Below are 19,239 nucleotides of genomic sequence, written 5' to 3'. Positions count from 1 at the left end.
CCGTCACCATTGGTGTCGACGCTGAAGCCCGTGACGCTCAGCGTGTCGCCGTCCACGTCGGTGTCGTTGACCAGCACATTGCCCGTGGCCTGCTGGTCCTCGAAGACCTGGTCGTTCTTGTCGTTGACCGCGTCAGGCGCGTCGTTGACCGCCTCGACGTTGATCGAGATGGTGCCCACGTCCGAGCCACCGAAGGTGTCGCTGACGGTGTAGTCGACCTTGATCGGGCCGCCGTTGTAGTTGGCGTTGGGGGTGAAGCTCAGGCTGCCATCGGCGTTGAAGGTCAGCGTGCCCTCAGGCAGGGTGATCACATCACCAGGCTGCACGTCCTGGCCGTTGATCTGCGTGATGTGCAGCGCGTCGCCCTCGGGGTCCGCATCGTTGGCCAGCGGCTTGAAGGTGACGGTCTGGTCCTCCTTCATGTCGACGATGTCGTCGGCCGCCACCGGCGCGGCGTTCGGGCCCACGGTGATGTGGGCCGTGCCCTGCACGGTGTCGTCGCCGTCGCTGACGGTGTAGGTGAAGTCCACCGGACCGACCACGCCAGGGGCGGGGTCGAAGGTCAGGCTGCCATCGGGGTTGAGCGTGACCGTGCCCAGCACCGCACCGGTGGCCGGGTCGGTCAGCGTGACCGGGTTGCCCAGGCTGATAGGCTGGCCCGCGACCTCGGTGATGGTCAGCGTGTCGCCATCGGCGTCCTTGGAGTCGGCCAGCGGGTTGACCGTCACCGGCACGTCGAAGGGCGTCTGCGCCGAGACGTCCACCGTGGTGGGCGCATCGTTCTGGCCCGTGACGGTGATCGTCAGCGTGGTGGTGCTGGTGTTGCCCGCCGCGTCCTTGATGGTGTAGCTGAAGATGTCCTGGCCGATCTCGCCGTCGTCCAGGCCCTGCGCCGCCGCATTGGGCGTGAAGGTGTACGAGCCGTCGGCCTTGAGCACCAGCGTGCCCCACTGGCTGACGATCGCCTGGCCCGCGCTGACCGTGGTGCCGTTGAAGCTCACCGTGGTCACGGTGAGGGTGTCGCCGTTGGGATCGGTGTCGTTGGCCAGCACGCCAGCGGCCTTGTCCACGCTGAGCGTGAGGTCCTCGCTGGTGGTGTTGGTGTCAGCCACCGCCGTGGGCGCCTGGTTGGCACCAATGGCCAGCGTGACCGTGCCCTCATCCGTCGCACCCGACGGATCCTTGACCGTGTAGGTCAGCTGCGGCACCGGACCGTTGTAGTCCTGGGCCGGGGTGAAGATCAGCGTGCCATCGGCGCGCAGCTCCACCGTGCCGATCGGCTCGCCCGCGGCATTGGTCAGCGCCACCACCGCACCCGGTGCGAAGCTCTCGGGCACGCCGTCGCCGTTGGTGTCGACCTTGAAGCCCGCCACCGTCAGCTTGTCGCCATCGACGTCGCTGTCGTTGCCCAGCACGTCGATCGAGCCCGAGCCGTTGGGCGCCACCGTCAGCGCATCGTCCGTGGCCACCGGCGCGTCGTTGACCGGGCGCACGTCCACATGCACGTTGGCCTGCACCGACTCCTTGCCATCGGTGGCGGTGTACTTGAAGTCCACCGGACCGTTGTAGTCCTTGTTGGGCGTGAAGGTCAGCGTGCCATCGGCATTGAGCGTGACGGTGCCATTGGTCACCGCCACCGAGCCGCCCACGCTGATGTTCTGGCCGTTGATCTGCGTGATCGTCAGCACATCGCCCGCATCCGGGTCGCTGTCGTTGTCCAGCACGCGGATGACCACCGACTGGTCCTCATCCGTCACCGCCGAGTCATCCACCAGGCGCGGCGAGTCCTGCAGCGGACGCACCGGGCCCAGGCTCAGCGTGGCGCTGTCGCTGCCACCGTTGCCATCGGTGATGGTGTAGGTCACCAGCGGCACATCGCCCGCATAGTCCTTGGCCGGCGTGAAGACGTAGCTGCCGTCCAGGTTGATCACCAGCGTGCCCACGCCGGCAATCGTCGCCGTCTGGCCCACCGTGAAGTCCTCGGCCACGCCGTCACCATTGGTGTCGACGCTGAAGCCCGTGACGCTCAGCGTGTCGCCGTCCACGTCGGTGTCGTTGACCAGCACGTTGCCCGTGGCCTGCTGGTCCTCGAAGACCTGGTCGTTCTTGTCGTTGACCGCGTCGGGCGCGTCGTTGACGGCGCGCACGTCGATGTTGACGGTGGCGGTGCTGGAGCCGCCGAACTCGTCGGACACGGTGTACTGGAAGGACACCGGGCCGTTGAAGTTGGCATTGGGCGTGAAGCTCAGGGTGCCGTCTGCGTTCAGCACCAGCGTGCCTTCCGGCAGCGTGACCGTGCCGCCAGGGACGATGTCCTGGCCGTTGATCTGGGTGATCTCCAGCGGGTCGTTCTCGGGGTCGCCGTCGTTGCTGCGCGGGTCGAAGGTGACCTTGGCGTCCCCGCTGCCCTGGACAACGTCGTTCTGGGCGATCGGCGGGGCGTTCAGGCCCACGGTGACGTGGACGTTGCCGGTGTCGGTGGCGGTGCCGTCCGACACGGTGTAGCTAAAGTCGACCGGGCCGTCGAAGCCAGGCACCGGGTCGAAGGTGACCGTGCCGTCGGCATTGAGCGTGACGGTGCCGATCGGCGCACCGGTGGCGTCCACCAGCTGCACCGACCCACCCGGGACGATCGGCTGGCCGTTGATCTCGGTGATGGTCAGGGTTTCGACATCGGCGTCGGTGTCGTTGCCCAGCAGATTGATGGTGACCGGCTGGTCGAAGGGCGTCGAGGCCGAGTCATCGACCGCCACCGGGGCGTCGTTCTGACCGGTGACGGTGATCGTCAGCGTGGTGGTCGAGCTGCGGCCCGACGGGTCGGTCACGGTGTAGCTGAAGACGTCGGCGCGGCTCTCGCCATCGTCCAGGCCTTGCGCGGCCGCGTTGGGCACGTAGGTGTAGGAACCGTCGGAGCGCAGCACCAGGGTACCCCAGGCACCGGCCAGCGGCTGGCCCACCGTGCCGGTGGTGCCGCCGAAGCTGACGCCGGAGACGCTCAGGCTGTCGCCGTCCGGATCGGTGTCGCGACCGGCGCCCAGGATGACGCCGTCGGCAGCCGACACATCGAGGCTGGTGTCCTCGTTGGTGGTGCCGGTGTCGGCCACGGCCACCGGCGCGTCGGGACGCGGCGTGACGGTGATGTTGACCGTGGCGGTGTCGGTGGCGCCGGACGGGTCAGCAATGGTGTAGGTGAAGCTGACCGGGCCGTTGTAGTTCGGCGCCGGGATGAAGGTGACGGTGCCGTCGGCGTTGAGCGTGACGGTGCCGTTGGACACGTTGACGGTCTGGCCCGGCAGGATGTCGACACCACCGATCTGGGTGATCCGCAGGGTGTCGCCATCCTTGTCGGTGTCGTTGCCCAGCAGGTTCAGCGTGACGGACTGGTCCTCGGCCACGCTGCCGGCGTCATTGACCGCATCGGGCGCGTCGTTGACCGGCTGCACATTGATCGTGACCTGGGCCACGTCGGTGCCGCCGAACGGGTCGGCCACGGTGTAGCTGAAGGTGACCGGGCCATTGAAGTCCGGGTTGGGCACGAAGTTCAGCGTGCCGTCCGGGTTCATCGTGATCGTGCCCTGGGGCAGCGTGATCGAGCCGCCCGGGGCGATGTCCACGCCGTTGATCTGGGTGATGTGCAGCGGGTCGCCTTCGGGCGAGCTGTCGTTGGCCAGCGGATTGAAGGCGTTGAGCGGCTGGTCCTCGTCGACGGTGAAGACATCGTCACCGGCGGTCGGCGGCGCGATGCCACCCACGGTGATCGACACGCGGCCGGTGTCGCTGGCGGTGCCGTCCGAGACGGTGTAGTCGAAGCTGACCAGGCCGGTGAAGCCGCGCACCGGGTCGAAGGTGACGGTGCCGTCGGCGTTGATCGTCAGCGTGCCCGACGCCAAGGTGATCACATCACCCGGCCTGACGTTCACGCCATTGATCTGGGTGACGCTCAGCGGCTCGTTGTCCGGATCGGTGTCGTTGGCGACCAGGTTCAGCGTGACGGGGGCGTCGAACGGCGTGCTGGCGGAGTCATCGACGGCCACCGGCGCGTCGTTCTTGCCGGTGACGGTGAGGGTCAGCGTGGCCGTGGCGGTGTTGCCCGCCGGGTCGATGATGGTGTAGCTGAAGACATCCGCCTGGCTCTCGCCATCGTCCAGACCTTGCGCGGCGGCGTTCGGGACGTAGGTGTAGGAGCCGTCGGCATTGAGCGTCAGCGTGCCCCAGGCGCCCGCGATGGGCTGACCCACGGTGCCGACCACGCCGCCGAAGGCGATGCCGGAGACGCTCAGGCTGTCGCCATTGGGGTCGGTGTCGGTGCCGGCACCCAGGATCACGCCATTGGCGGCGCTGACGGTGAGCGTGGTGTCCTCGTCGGTGGTGCCGACGTCGTCGGTGGCCACCGGCGGCAGGTTGGGGCCGATGTTGATGGTGACGGTGGCGGTGTCGGTGCTGCCCGACGGGTCCTGCACCGTGTACTCCAGCGTGACCGGGGCGGTCTGACCGGGCGCCGGCGTGAAGGCCAGCGTGCCGTCGGCGTTGAGCACCACGGTGCCGACCACCTTGCCGGTGCCGTCGGTCAGGTCGACCGGCACCCCGACGGTGACGGGCTGGCCGTTGATCTCGGTGATGGCCAGCGTGTCGCCGTCGACGTCGGTGTCGTTGCGCAGGACATCGATGTTGACGGTCTGGTTGGGCTCGACGGTGGCGGTGTCGTCATTGGCCACCGGCGGATCGTTCAGCGGCGTGACGTCGATGTGCACCGAGGCCACGTCGGTGCCGCCGAACGGGTCGGACACCGTGTAGCTGAAGTCGACCGGGCCGTTGAAGTCCGGGTTGGGCACGAAGCTCAGCGTGCCGTCGGCGTTCATCGTCACCGTGCCCTGGGGCAGGGTGACCGAGCCGCCGGGGACGATCGACTGGCCATTGATGGCCGTGATCGTCAGCGGGTCGCCCTCGGGCGTGGTGTCGTTGGCCAGCGGGTTGAAGCTGCTGAGCGGCTGGTCTTCGGGGGTGGTGAAGCTGTCGTTGACCGCGTCCGGCGCACCCAGCGTGCCGACATTGATCGTGACCTTGCCGATGTCGGAGGCGGTGCCGTCGGACAGCGTGTACTCGAAGCTGACCGGGCCGGTGAAGCCGCGCACCGGGTCGAAGCTGAGCGTGCCGTCGGCATTGAGCGTGACGGTGCCGATCGTCTTGCCGCTGCCGTCGGTCAGCGTGACGGGCGTGCCGACGCTGACCGGCTGGCCATTGATCTGGGTGATCGACAGCGTCTCGCCGTCGACATCCTTGTCGTTGGCGAGCACGTTCAGCGTGATCGTGGTGTCGAAGGGCGTACTGGCCGAGTCGTCCACGGCCACGGGGGCGTCGTTGCGGCCGGTGACGGTCAGGGTCAGCGTGGAGGTGGAGGTCAGGCCGCTCGGGTCGGTCACCGTGTAGGTGAAGACGTCGAACTGGCTCTCGCCGTCGTCCAGCGCCTGCGCGGCCGCATTGGGCACGTAGGTGTAGGAGCCGTCGGCGTTGAGGGTCAGCGTGCCCCAGGCACCGGCCAGGGGCTGGCCCACGGTGCCGTTGGCGCCGCCGAAGGACACGGCGGACACACTGAGGGTGTCGCCGTCGACATCGGTGTCGCGGCCGGCGCCCAGGATGACGCCGTCAGCGGCGGACACCACCAGGCTGGTGTCTTCGTCGGTGCTGCCGGTGTCGGGCGCCGCCACCGGGGCGTCGGGCATCGGGCTGACGTTGACCGTCACCGAGGCGGTGTCGGTGGCGCCGAAGGGGTCGGCGACGGTGTAGGTGAAGCTGACCGGACCGGTGTAGTTCGGGGCCGGCGTGAAGGTGACGGTGCCGTCGGCATTGAGCGTGACGGTGCCGTTGGTCACGTTGACCGTCTGACCCGGCAGGATGTTGACGCCGTCGATCTGCGTGATGTGCAGCGCGTCACCGTCGATGTCTTCGTCGTTGCCCAGCAGGTTCAGCGTGATGGACGCGTCTTCCTCGGTGCTGGCGACGTCGTCGACAGCCAGCGGCGCATCATTGCGCGACGTGACATCCACGTGCACGCTGGCCTGGACCGGGGTCTGGCCGTCGGAGACGGTGTAGGTGAAGTCGACCGGGCCGACATAGTCGGCGGCGGGCGTGAAGGTCAGCGTGCCGTCGGCATTGAGCGTGACCGTGCCGTTGGCGACGGCCACGCTGCCACCGACGGTGATGGCCTGGCCGTTGACCTGGGTGATCGTGAGCGGGTCGCCGTCGGCGTCGCTGTCGTTGTCCAGCACGCGGATGACCACCGGGGTGTCCTCGGGGGTCAGGGCCGTGTCGTTGACCGCCGAGGGTGTGTCGCTGCGCGGCTCGACCGTCAGCGTCAGCGTGGCGCTGTCGGAGCCGCCCTGGCCGTCGGTGATGGTGTAGGTGGCCACCGGCACCGGTCCGTTGTAGTCACGGGCCGGCGCGAAGGTGTAGGAGCCATCGGCGTTGATCGTCAGCGTACCGACGCCCACGATCGTGGCGCTGGCGCCCGCGGCGAAGCTCTCCTGGACGCCGTCGCCGTTGGTGTCGATGGTGAAGCCGGTGACGCTGAGCGTGTCGCCGTCGACATCGCTGTCGGGCGTGCCGTCGGTCAGGACATTGCCGCTGGCGGGAATGTCTTCCAGCACCGTCGCCACATCGTCGGTGGCGACCGGGTTGTCATTGACCGGGTTGACGGTGATGTGGATGACCGCCGTGTCCGAACCGCCGAACTGGTCGCTGACGGTGTAGTTGACGTCGATCGGGCCGCCGTTGAAGTCCTTGTTCGGCGTGAAGCTGAGCGTGCCGTCGGCGTTGACGGTGATCACGCCCTGGGCGATGGTGATCTTGTCGCCGGGGGCGACGTTCACACCGTTGATCTGGGTGATCGTCAGCGCGTCGCCTTCGATGTCCGGGTCGTTGGAGCGCGGATCGAAGGTGACCGTGGTGTCTTCGTCCATGACGACGTTGTCGTCCTGGGCCACCGGCGGCGCATTCGGGCCGACGGTGACGGTGGCGTGGCCGGTGTCGGTGCCGCCCTGGCCGTCGCTGACCGTGTAGTCGAAGTCGACCGGGCCCTTGAAGCCTTCGACCGGGTCGAAGGTGAGGGTGCCGTCAGCACCCAGCGTGACGGTGCCGATCGGGTTGCCCAGGCCGTCAGTCAGCGTGACAGGCACGCCCACGGTGATGGGCTGGCCGTTGATCTCGGTGATCGTCAGCGGGTCGCCTTCGGGGTCGGTGGAGCCCGCCAGCGGGTCCAGCACGATCGGGGTGTCGAAGGGCGTGTTGCCGGACACGTCGCCGGCCGTCGGACCGTCGTTGACGCCGTTGATGGTGATCGTCAGCGTGGCCGTCGCGGTGTTGCCGGCGGCATCGACGATGGTGTAGCTGAAGACGTCCTGGGCGGTATCGCCCTGGCCCAGTGCGTCGGCGGCGGCGCTGGGGGTGAAGGTGTAGGAGCCGTCGGCGTTCAGCGTCAGCGTGCCCCAGGCGCCGGCCACGCTCTGGCCGGCGGTGGCGGTGGTGCCACCGAAGCTGAATTCCTTGACCAGCAGCGTGTCGCCATTGGGGTCGGTGTCGGTGCCGGCGCCCTGGATCACGCCATGGGCGGCGTCCACCACCAGCGGGGTGTCCTCATCGGTGGTGCCGACGTCATTGACGGCGGTGGGGCCGCGGTTCTCACCGATGGTGAAGACCACCGTGCCCTGGTCGCTCAGGCCGGCCGGATCTTCCACCGTGTAGGTGACCGGCGGCACCGGGCCGTTGTAGTCCTGGGCCGGACGGAACTCCAGCTTGCCGTCGGCGGTCAGCGTGACCGTGCCGACCACCGCGCCCGTGGCGGGGTCGACGATGTCCACGCTGTCGCCAGGCACGACATCCTGGCCATTGATCTGGGTGACCGTCAGCTCGCTGCGCGGGTTGTCCGGGTCGGTGTCGTTGGCCAGCACGTCGATCACGCCGACGCCGTTGGGCGCCACGGTCAGCGCATCGTCGGCGGCGACAGGCGCGTCGTTCACCGGCGTCACGTCGACGTGCACCTGGGCCGTGACGGGGGTGTTGCCGTCACTGACGGTGTAGCTGAAATCGACCGGGCCGGTGTAGTCCTTGGCCGGGGTGAAGACCAGCTTGCCGCCCTGCAGCGTGACGGTGCCGTTGGTCACCGCGACCGACTGACCCTCGGTGATCGCCTGGCCGTTGACCTCGGTGATCGTCAGCGAGTCGCCCGAGTCCGGGTCACGGTCATTGGCCAGCACATCGATGACGATGGCGGTGTCTTCCGGGGTGCTGGCGCTGTCGTTGACGGCGCGGGGCGAATCGTCCACCGGGGCGACCGGACCGAGCAGGACGTTGGCGCTGTCCGTGCCGCCATGGCCGTCGCTGATCGTGTAGGTGACCTGCGGCACCGGGCCGTTGTAGTTCAGGGCCGGGGTGAAGGTGAAGCTGCCGTCGGCATTGATGCGCAGCGAACCGATCGCGCCGCCGCTGGCGTCGCGGATCACGGCGGTGGCGCCGGCCGCGAAACTCTCGGCGACGCCGTCGCCGTTGGTGTCGACGGTGAAGCCGGTCACGCTGAGCGTGTCGCCGTCGACGTCGCTGTCGGGCGTGCCGTCGGTCAGCACGTTGCCGGAGAGCGGCGTGTCTTCCAGCACCGGGTACAGGTTGTCGGTGGCGACCGGCGGGTCATTCACGTCGATGATGTCCGGACCCAGGATCAGCGAGGCGGTGTCGGTGCCGCCCTTGCCGTCATCGATCGTGTAGGTGACGGGCGGAATGACGCCGTCGTAGTCCTTGGCCGGCGTGAAGGTGAAGCTGCCATCGGCGTTGATGATTAGCGTGCCGATGCCCGGGATGGTGGCGGTCTGGCCCGGCTGGAAGACTTCCGGCGTGCCGTCGCCATTGGTGTCGACCGCAAAGGACTTGACAACCAGCTTGTCGCCGTCGACGTCGGTGTCGTTGGTCAGCACGTTGCCGCTGACCGGGGTGTCCTCGGTGACGGGGACGATGTCGTCCACCGCATCCGGGGCGTCGTTGACGTCGATGATGTCCGGACCCAGGATCAGGCTGGCGGTGTCGGTGCCGCCGTTGCCGTCGTCGATGGTGTAGGTGATCGGCGGGATGGTGCCGTTGTAGTCCTTCACCGGCGTGAAGGTGAAGCTGCCGTCCTCGTTGATGACCAGCGTGCCAACGCCCGGAATCGTGGCCGTCTCGCCCGGCAGGAAGACTTCGGGCGTGCCGTCGCCATCGACGTCGACCGAGAACTCCTTGACCACGATCGGGTCGCCGTCGACGTCGGTGTCGTTGGTCAGCACGTTGCCGCTGACCGGGGTGTCCTCGGTGACGGGGAAGATGTCATCCACCGCGTCCGGGTTGTCGTTGACGTCGATGATGTCCGGACCCAGGATCAGGCTGGCGGTGTCGGTGCCGCCCTGGCCGTCGTCGATGGTGTAGGTGATGGGCGGAATCGTGCCGTCGAAGTCCTTCACCGGCGTGAAGGTGAAGCTGCCGTCCTCATTGATGATCAGCGTGCCGACGCCAGGGATGGTGGCGGTCTGGCCGGGCTGGAAGACCTCGGGCGTGCCGTCGCCATTGGTGTCGACCGCGAATTCCTTGACGACGATCGGGTCGCCATCGGTGTCCGAGTCGTTGGTCAGCACGTTGCCGCTGACCGGCGTGTCCTCGGTGACGGCGAAGGTGTCGTCCACTGCCGTCGGGTTGTCGTTGACCGGGTCGACCACGATGTCGACCACGGCGATCGCGGTGCCGCCGTTGCCGTCGTCAACGATGACGGTGAAGCTGTCGTCACCGTTGTAGTTGGGGTCGGGCGTGTAGGTCCAGGTGCCGTCTTCGTTGACGGTCACCGTGCCGTGGGTGGGCGGTTCATCGAGCGTGAAGGTGAGCGTGTCGCCGTCGACGTCGGTGCCCTTGATCGTGCCGCTGACCGGGGTGTCTTCGGGGGTGCTGGTCTCGTAGTGGCCGGTCGTGGGGTCGAAGCCGCCGTCGACGTCGGGCACCACGTCGCCGTTCGGGTCGATCACCGTGCCGGGAATCGGCAGGTCATTGACCGGGGTGACGGTGATGGTGATGGTCGAGGTGGCGGTGTTGCCCTGCTCGTCGACCACCACGTAGGGGATGCTGATCTGGCCGTTGAAGTTGGGCAGCGGCGTGAAGCTCAGCGTGCCATCCGGGTTCAGCGTGATCGTGCCCTGGGGGATGGTGACGGGCGTGCCCACCGCGATCGGCTGGCCGCCCACCGAGGTGATGGTCAGCGGCGAGCCGCCGGCGCCACTGTCGTTGCCGCGCGGGTCGAAGGAGACCGAGCCGTCCTCGGCGACGCTGACCACATCGGGCACGGCATCGGCGGCGGCGTTGTCGGGCAGTTGCTCCTCGTCCTGGCGGACGATGCCCTCACCCTGGATGGTGCCCAGCGACAGGCTGGCCGGGTTGACCGACTCGCTGATCCGCTCCACGCGCAGGCCTTCACCCAGCGGGGTGGCGTCGATCGCTGCCGGCGCGGTGTCGTCCTTGCCTTCCTCGATCTTGCCGATGACCCGTTCGGCTTCCGAGCCGCCGCGCGAGCCCTCGATCTGGATGATGCCTTCCTGGGAGGTCAGGACCACGTCGCCCTTCTTGATGACGTCGCCCGCCTTCAGGGGGCGCACGTTGCCGTCCTCGGTGCGCAGCAGGGCCTCACCCCAGACGGCAATGACCTTGCCCGCCAGCTTGCGGTTGGCCACGTAGCCCTTCTCGATTGCGGCCTGGATGGCGGCATCGCGCCCCAGCTTGGCAGCGGCAGGCGCCCCGAAAGCGACCTGGGTCAGCTTGACAGCGGCGGTCGGATGGGCGGCGGGCTTGGCGTTGTGGGGCATGACGAGGCTCCAGATACAGATTTCGCGGTGCGGCGAGCATAGAGGCGCGACGCGTCTTGGAGGCGGTCAAGGCCGTCTCCGACGTGACCGAAGTCACCGTTCTGGCCAATGTAACCGCTGATAAGCGACGCCTTACCCCGGCTGTTCCCGGCTTATCCCTAGTTTGCAGATCAGTTCTGACGTAACAAATGATCGGTCATGATTTCGTAATCGAAGAACATAATGACAAATAATAGGCAAAGCGTTCGTAAAGCAAGAATGAATGGCCGGCGTGTTAGGCGCCTGTTTGCAGCGCTTGCGGCCACCGGATCGCCCAAGAAAAGGGGCCTCCCGGTCGGGAGGCCCCTGCGCTGATCAGCCGGTGGCGTGGCGATCAGTTGCCGCTGTCGACGATCAGCTTGCTGCGGTTGAGCATCTCCTGGATCACCTGGCTGTCGGTGGCGCTGGCGCCCAGGCCCAGGTCGGTGCGCAGGTTCACGCTGTTCAGCGTGATCGTCTGGTCGGTCGCGGCCGGGTCGTAGACCCCGCCGGCGAACCCGCCGGTCGAGCTGATGTGGATGATCGTGGTGCCCGGCGTGCTGGTGGTGTCGATGTCCAGGTAGTTCTGCAGGTTGTTGCTGGTGCCGGCCACCCACTCGCCCACCAGCAGGTCGCGCAGGTCCAGGATGTCACCCCCGGCGCTGGCGGCGGCCGCGTTGAAGCCATTGATGGTGTCCGTTGCGCCAGCACCACGGTCGGCCAGGGTCCAGGCAAAGGTGTCCGCACCGGCGTCGCCGGCCAGGATGTCATTGCCGCTGCCGCCCCACAGCGTGTCGGCGCCGTCTCCGCCCATCAGCGAGTCATTGCCGGTGCCGCCATCGAGCACGTCGTTGCCGGCGCCGCCGCTCTGGGTGTCGTTGCCGTCACTGCCCACGAAGCGGTCGGCCCCGGTGGTGCCGGTCTGGTTGTTGGCGGCGGTGGTGCCGAACAGGGTGTTCAGGTTCTCGCCGCCGATGTCGACGTCGTTCAGCGTGTTCACCACGTTCAGCGACAGCGTCTGCGAGGCTGAACTGGCCGTGGAGCCGTTGGCGCCCTCGGTCGCAGTGGCCACCACGCCGATGTCCAGGTGCCCGCTGACGCTGGTGGGCAGACGCAGTTCGGCGCTGTCCAGCTCCGAGGCTGCGATCGTGATCTTGCCGTCGGCGCCCACGGTGTGCGTGCCGGTGCTGCTGACGATCACCGAACCGGTGGCCAGGCCGGAGAAGGTGTAGGTTAGCGACTCGGAGCCGTCGGTGTCGACCAGGTGACCGCTGACATGGCTGGACAGGTCGACCGCGGTGTAGCTGCCGCCGTTGCCCTTGACCACGCCGCTGCCCAGGCTGGTCAGCGACACGTCATCGATGAAGGCACCGCGTCCGGCGTCGTTGAAGGCGCTGGCATCGGTGCGGATGGTCAGCGTGTGGTCGCCGCCATCGCCCTCGAAGCGGAACTTCAGGTTCTTCCAGTCGATGTAGCCCATCGGGCTGGTGGCGCTGTACTGGGCCACCAGCTTGCCGTCCAGGTAGACCCCGAAGGTGGTGTAGGCACCGTCGAAGCCCGGCCGGCCGGCGTAGTCGAAGGACAGCTCGTAGACCGCCCCCGCGGTGGTGCTGACCGTGCGCGTGATGCCCAGCGTCTGCACCAGCGAGGTGGCGTTGTTCAGCTCCAGGAAGTCATCGCCATTGCCTGCGGCGGCCACCACGGTGTTGTAGTTGCCGTCCTGGCGTTGCTGGCTGTCCTGGTTGGTCCACACCTCGAAGGCATTGGTGCCGCCCGCGGTCGGGTCCGGATTGTCCAGGCGCGTCCAGCCTTCGAAGGGCGTCACCAGGTTGGCGGTGCTGGTGTTGTCGTTGTTGACGTTGGCTTCCCAGCTGTTGGTGAAGACCACGGCCGGCGCGCCCGCCGGTGAGGTGACCGCCAGCACCGGCGTGTCGGCCACCGCCTGCACACTCAGGTTCAGGTGGGCCACGGCGCTGTCGCCCGAAGGGTTGGTGGCCACATAGGTCACATCGGGCACGGTGCCGCTCCAGTTGCCTGCGGGCACGAAGGTGTACAGGCCCTTGCTGTCGATCGTCAGGGTGCCGACGCCGGCAATGGTGGCCGTCTCGCCGGCATGGAAGCTGCCCAGGCCGGCCACCGAGAAGCCGGTCACCGCGAGGTCGGCGCCCTGGGTGTCGTTGGCCAGCGTGTTGCCGGACAGGCGGCTGGCGTCCTCGACTGTGGCGCCGCTGTCGTCTCGCAACTGGACCACCGAGTCCAGGCCCGGGGCCACCGCGCTGGCGCTGCCTTGGGCGCTGCTGGCGCCGTCCACCACCGTGCCGACCACGGTCACGCTGACCGGGGCCTGCACCGAGGTGGGCACGGTCATCGTCAGACCGCTGATCGTCACGCCATGGGTCACCGGGTCGATCGCGACCTGGTAGCTGCCGCTGCCGGTCAAGGGCAGCGTCCAGGTGCCGTCGCCGTTGTCGGTACCGGCCGACAGCGTCACGCCCGTGGGCACGCGCAGCAGCACCGAGCTGACGTTCTCGGAGTGGTCGATGTCGGTCGGCGTGACGCTCAGGCTGACCGGGTAGCTGCCGGCGGTGGTGTAGCTGATCGAGTGGACCAGGTAGTCGTCGACCGAACTGCCGCCATCCGACGGTCCGGGGGCGGTGAACTCGATGCGGCTGAAGGGCTGGCCGCCGTCGGCCGTGATCTTGAAGGTCGGATCGACGATGTCGGTCTGGCCGCCGATCAGGCCGGTGCCCACCACATGGCCCTGGGCGTCGTACAGGGTATAGCGGGCCTTCTCGGTGCTGTGCAGGAAGGCCAGCGTGACGGACGCGTCGGAGATGGCCTGGTCGAAGCTGACCACCAGCTTCTCGGAAGCGCCGCCGACGTTGTCGATTTCCTCGTTGTCGCCGCCGCTGACGCCGAAGCCCTTCACTCCGTAGCGGTTGCCGAAGCTGCTGACGGTGCTGGCGCTGCCATCCACCGCGTAGGCCTTGACGCTGAAGCCCTGGCCGGTGCTGGTGGCGTTGCTGACGTTGATCAGCGTGGACGTCAGCGTGGGCTCGCCCACCGTCAGGCTGACCAGCGGCGTGTCGGCCACGGGCGTGACGTTGAGCGTCAGCGTGCCGGTGTCCGAGCCACCATGGCCGTCACTGACGGTGTAGGTGGCCACCGGCACCGGACCGCTGTAGTCGGCAGCCGGGCTGAAGCTGTAGCCGCCGGTGGCGTCGATGCGCAGCGTGCCAACGCCGTTGATGGTGGCGGTGCTGCCCGCCGCAAAGCTCTCGGCCACGCCGTCGCCATTGGTGTCCACACGGAAGCTGGCCACCGACAAGGTGTCGCCGTCGATGTCGCTGTCGGGCGTGCCGCCGGAGAGCACGTTGCCGCTCAGGGCCTGGTCCTCCGGGGTGGTGCCGCTGTCATCGTTGGCCACCGGGGCGTCGTTGACGTCGATGATGTCCGGGCCCAGGGTCAGCTGGGCGGTGGCGGTGCCGCCGTGGCCGTCGCTGATGGTGTAGGTGGCGCCGGGGATCGTGCCGTTGTAGTTGGCCAGCGGGGTGAAGGTGAAGGTGCCGTTGGCGTTGACCACCAGCGTGCCGACACCGCTGATCGAGGCGGTGGTGCCGGCGGCGAAGCTCTCGGCCACGCCGTCGCCGTTGGTGTCGATGGCGAAGCTGGTGACGGTCAGGCTGTCACCGTCGACGTCGCTGTCGGGCACACCGTCGGTCAGCACATTGCCGCTGCGCGGCGTGTCCTCGGTGACGCTGTAGCTGTTGTGGGTGGCCACCGGGGCGTCGTTGACGTCGATGATGTCCGGACCCAGGGTCAGCTGGGCGGTGGCGGTGCCGCCGTGGCCGTCGCTGATGGTGTAGGTGGCGCCGGGGATCGTGCCGTTGTAGTTGGCCAGCGGGGTGAAGGTGAAGGTGCCGTTGGCGTTGACCACCAGCGTGCCGACACCGCTGATCGAGGCGGTGGTGCCGGCGGCGAAGCTCTCGGCCACGCCGTCGCCGTTGGTGTCGATGGCGAAGCTGGTGACGGTCAGGCTGTCACCATCGACGTCGCTGTCGGGTACACCGTCGGTCAGCACGTTGCCGCTGCGCGGCGTGTCCTCGGTGACGCTGTAGCTGTTGTGGGTGGCGACCGGGGCGTCGTTGACCGGGTCCACGGTGATGGCCACCGTGGCCGTGTCGGAGCCGCCGTAGGTGTCACTGACGGTGTACTGCACGTTGACCGGGCCGCCGTGGTAGTTGGCGTTGGGCGTGAAGCTCAGCGTGCCATCGGCGTTCACCGTCAGACGGCCCTCGGTCAGGACCACCACATCGCCGGGCGACACATCGCGGCCGTTGATTTGGGTGATCGTCAGCGCGTCGCTTTCGCGGTCGGTGTCGTTGGAGCGCGGATCGAAGGTCACCGTGGTGTCCTCGGCCATGCGCACCACATCGTTCTGGGCGCTGGGCGCTTCGTTCGGGCCGACGGTGATGTGGGCGGTGCCATGCACGCCGGTGGTGCCGTCACTGACGGTGTACTGGAAGTCCACCGGGCCCGCGAAGCCGGGCACCGGGTCGAAGGTCAGCGTGCCATTGGCATTCAGCGTGACCGTGCCGATCGTGGCGCCGGTGGTGGCGTCGCTCAGCGTCAGCGGAACGCCCACCTGCACCGCGTGGCCATCAATCTGGGTGATGGCCAGCGGGTCGCCATCCGGGTCGCTGGAGCCGGCCAGGGGGTTGACGGTGACGGGGGTGTCGAAGGGCGTGGTGTCGCTGACGTCGATCGTGGCCGGCGCGTCATTGGCGCCGTTGATCGTGATCGTCAGGGTGGCGGTGGCGGTGTTGCCGGCGGCGTCGACGATGGTGTAGCTGAACAGGTCCTGGCGGCTCTCGCCGTCGTCCAGCGCCTGCGCGGCGGCGTTGGGCTGGAAGCTGTAGCTGCCATCGGCGCGCAGCGTCAGGCTGCCCAATTGGCCGGCCAGGGCCTGGCCGACCGTGCCGCCGGCACCCCCGAAGGCCACGCCGCTGACCTGCAGGGTGTCGCCCTCGGGGTCGCTGTCATTGCCCAGCACGTTGCCGCTGACGGCGGTGTCCTCGCTGGTCGATTGGGTATCGGCCTGCGCAGTGGGGGCGCTGTTGGGGCCGATGCGGAAATCCACCCGGCCCACATCGGTGGCGCCCGACGGGTCGCTCACGGTGTAGCTGAGGGACGGCACCGGGCCGTTGTAGTCGTGCGCCGGGGCGAACTCCACCCGGCCGTCCAGGCTCAGCACGGTGACCGTGCCCACCACCTGGCCGGTGCCTGGATCGACCAGGCTGATCACGCTGCCCACCGTGACCGGCTGGCCATTGAGCTGGGTCAGCGTCAGCGCGTCACCGTCGACGTCGCTGTCGTTGGCGATCAGGTCGATCGAACCACGGCCATTGGGCGCCACGGTCAGCGCGTCGTCCACGGCCACCGGGGCGTCGTTGACCGGCGTGACGTTGACGTCGACCCGCGCGTCCACCGGCGTGTGGCCGTCGGTGACGGTGTAGCTGAAGCTGACGGGGCCGTGGTAGTTGGCCTCGGGCGTGAAGCGCAGCTCGCCGCCGACCAGGGTGACCGAGCCATGGGCCACGCTGACCGAACTGCCTTCGCTGATCGCCAGGCCGTTGACGTGGGTGATGCTCATCGCATCGCCATCCGGGTCGCGGTCGTTGGCCAGCACGTCGATCGTGATCGGCGTGTCCTCGGGCGTGGTGGCGCTGTCGTTGACCGCACGCGGTGAATCATCGACCGGGCGCACCGGGCCCAGGCCAAGTGTGGCGCTGTCCTGGCCGCCGTGGCCGTCGCTGATGGTGTAGCCCACCACAGGCACCGGACCGCTGTAGTCGGCAGCCGGCGTGAAGACATAGCCGCCATCGGCATCCAGGCGCAGCGTGCCGACGCCGGCGATGGTGGCGGTCTGGCCCGGGTTGAAGGCCTCGGCCACGCCATCGCCGTTGGTGTCCACCGTGAAGCCGGTGACGCTGAGCGCGTCGCCGTCCACATCGCTGTCATTGACCAGCACATTGCCGCTGGCCTGGCGGTCCTCCCAGACCTGGTCGTTGGCGTCATCCAGCGCCACCGGCGGGTCGTTGACCGGCGCCACGGTGATGCGGATGGTGGCGGTGTCGGAGCCGCCGAACTGGTCGCTGACGGTGTAGCCCACGCTGATCGGGCCACCGTGGTAGTTGGCGTTGGGTGTGAAGCTGAGGGTGCCGTCGGCGTTCACGCTGATCGTGCCCTCGGCGATCGGCACACGGTCGCCCGGCTGGACGTCGCGGCCGTTGATCTGGGTGATCGTCAGCGCATCGCCTTCCACATCGGGGTCGTTGGCCCGCGGGTCGAAGGTGACGGTGGTGTCCTCGTTCATCGAGACCACGTCATCACGCGCATCCGGCGGCGTGTTCGGACCCACCGTGATGTGGGCATGGCCAGTGTCGCTGGCGCCCTGCGGGTCGGCCACGGTGTAGTCGAAGTCCAGCGGACCGGTGAATCCGGGCACCGGGTCCACCGTCAGGCGACCATCGGCGCCCAGCGTGACCGTGGCGATCGTGTGGCCCAGGCTGTCGTTCAGCGTGACGGGCACGCCCACGCTCACCGGGTGGCCATCCACCGCGGTGATGTGCAGCGGATCGCCTTCGGGGTCACTCGAGCTGGCGACCGGGTCGACGGTGATCGGCTGGTCGAAGGGCGTGACGCCGCTGACATCGCCGGCCACCGGGCCATCGTTGACGCCATTCACCGTGATGGTCAGCGTCGCGGTGTCGGTGTTGCCGGCGGCGTCGACGATGGTGTAGGTGAAGGTGTCCTGCGCGGTGTCGCCGCTGCCCAGGGCCTGGGCGGCGGCGTTGGGGGTGAAGGTGTAGGAGCCGTCGGCGCGCAGTGTCAGCGTGCCCCAGTCACCGGCCACGCTCTGGCCGGGTGCAGCGGTGCTGCCGCCCACGCCGAAGCCCTGCACGGTCAGCGTGTCGTGGTCGGGGTCGCTGTCGGCGCCCAGGCCCTGGATGACACCATGGACCGCGTCTGCCACCAGCGGGCTGTCCTCGGTGGTGCTGCCGGTGTCATCCACGGCGCTGGGGCCGCGGTTCACGCCGATACTGAACTGCACCGTGCCCACATCCTGCAGGCCACCCGGGTCCTGCACGGTGTAGGTCACCGGCGGCACCGGCCCGTTGTAGTCCTGGGCCGGACGGAATTCGAGCTGGCCGTCGGCGGTCAGGCCGACGGTGCCGACCACGGTGCCGGCGGCATCCGTCAGCGTGATGCGGTCGCCCGCCACCACGTCCTGGCCGTTGATCTGGGTGACCTTCAGCTCGGACAGGCTGTTGTCGGGGTCGCTGTCATTGGCGAGAACATTGATCTGGCCAACGCCGTTCGGCGCCACGGTCAGGGCATCGTCCACCGCCACCGGGGCGTCGTTGACAGGGGTGACGTCCACATGCACCTGGGCTGGCACCTCGGTGCGGCCGTCGCTGACGCTGTAGCTGAAGTCCACCGGACCGACATAGTCCTTGGCCGGCGTGAAGACCAGCTGACCACCACTGAGCGTCACGCTGCCATGCGCGACCGCCACGCTCTGGCCTTCGGCGATCGACTGGCCATCGACGCGGGTGATGGTCAGCGTGTCGCCGGCATCCGGATCGGCGTCGTTGCTCAGCACGTTGATCGTGATCGGCGTGTCTTCAGGCGTGCTGGTGCTGTCGTCGACCGCGCGGGGCGAGTCGTCCACCGGCCGCACCGGGCCCAGCAGCACGCTGGCGCTGTCGGTGCCGCCGTGGCCGTCGCTGATGGCGTAGGTGACGGTCGGCACCGGGCCGTTGTAGTTGGTGGCCGGGTTGAAGTCGAAGCTGCCGTCGGGACGGATCTGCAGTGTGCCGATCGCCTGACCCGACGCGTCCACCAGGGTGGCGGTCTGGCCGGCGGCGAAGGACTCGGCCACGCCGTCGCCGTTCACATCAACACTGAAACCGGTCACGCTGAGCGCGTCGCCGTCGCGGTCGCTGTCGGGCGTGCCGTCGTTCAGCACGTTGCCGCTGATCGGGGTGTCCTCGATCACCGCATAGCTGTTGTCGGTGGCCAGCGGGTTGTCATTGACCGGATCGACGGTGATGTCCACCGTGGCGATGGCGGTGCCGCCGTGGCCGTCATCGACGATCACGGTGAAGCTGTCGCCGCCGTTGTAGTCGGGCCCGGGGGTGTAGGTCCAGGTGCCATCGGTGTGCACGACCACGCTGCCGTGGGTGGGCGCGTCGTCCAGGCGGAAGGTGAGGGTGTCGCCGTCCTTGTCCGAGCCCTTGACCTGGCCGCTGACGGGCGTGTCCTCGGGCGTGCGCTCGGCGTAGTGGCCGGTGGC

Annotated in this window: 2 protein-coding genes; both read right to left on the bottom strand. The window is 68.3% G+C overall.

Annotated features, from left to right (window positions below; translation table 11 throughout):
* Positions 1-10,862, bottom strand: a 10,862-nt coding sequence (locus tag KAK03_RS24405) for a cadherin-like domain-containing protein (RefSeq protein WP_210857291.1), incomplete at its 3' end; no start/stop codon positions are given.
* A gap of 373 nt (positions 10,863-11,235) precedes the next feature.
* Positions 11,236-19,239 (bottom strand): cadherin-like domain-containing protein (locus tag KAK03_RS24400; protein WP_210857290.1); only part of this gene is annotated, 8,004 nt, incomplete at its 5' end.

Origin of the sequence: Ideonella alba, from assembly GCF_018069845.1 — a bacterium.
Lineage (GTDB): Bacteria > Pseudomonadota > Gammaproteobacteria > Burkholderiales > Burkholderiaceae_C > Ideonella > Ideonella alba.
Note: the sequence above shows the minus strand (reverse complement) of the source record. Positions and strands in the feature narration are given on the sequence as shown.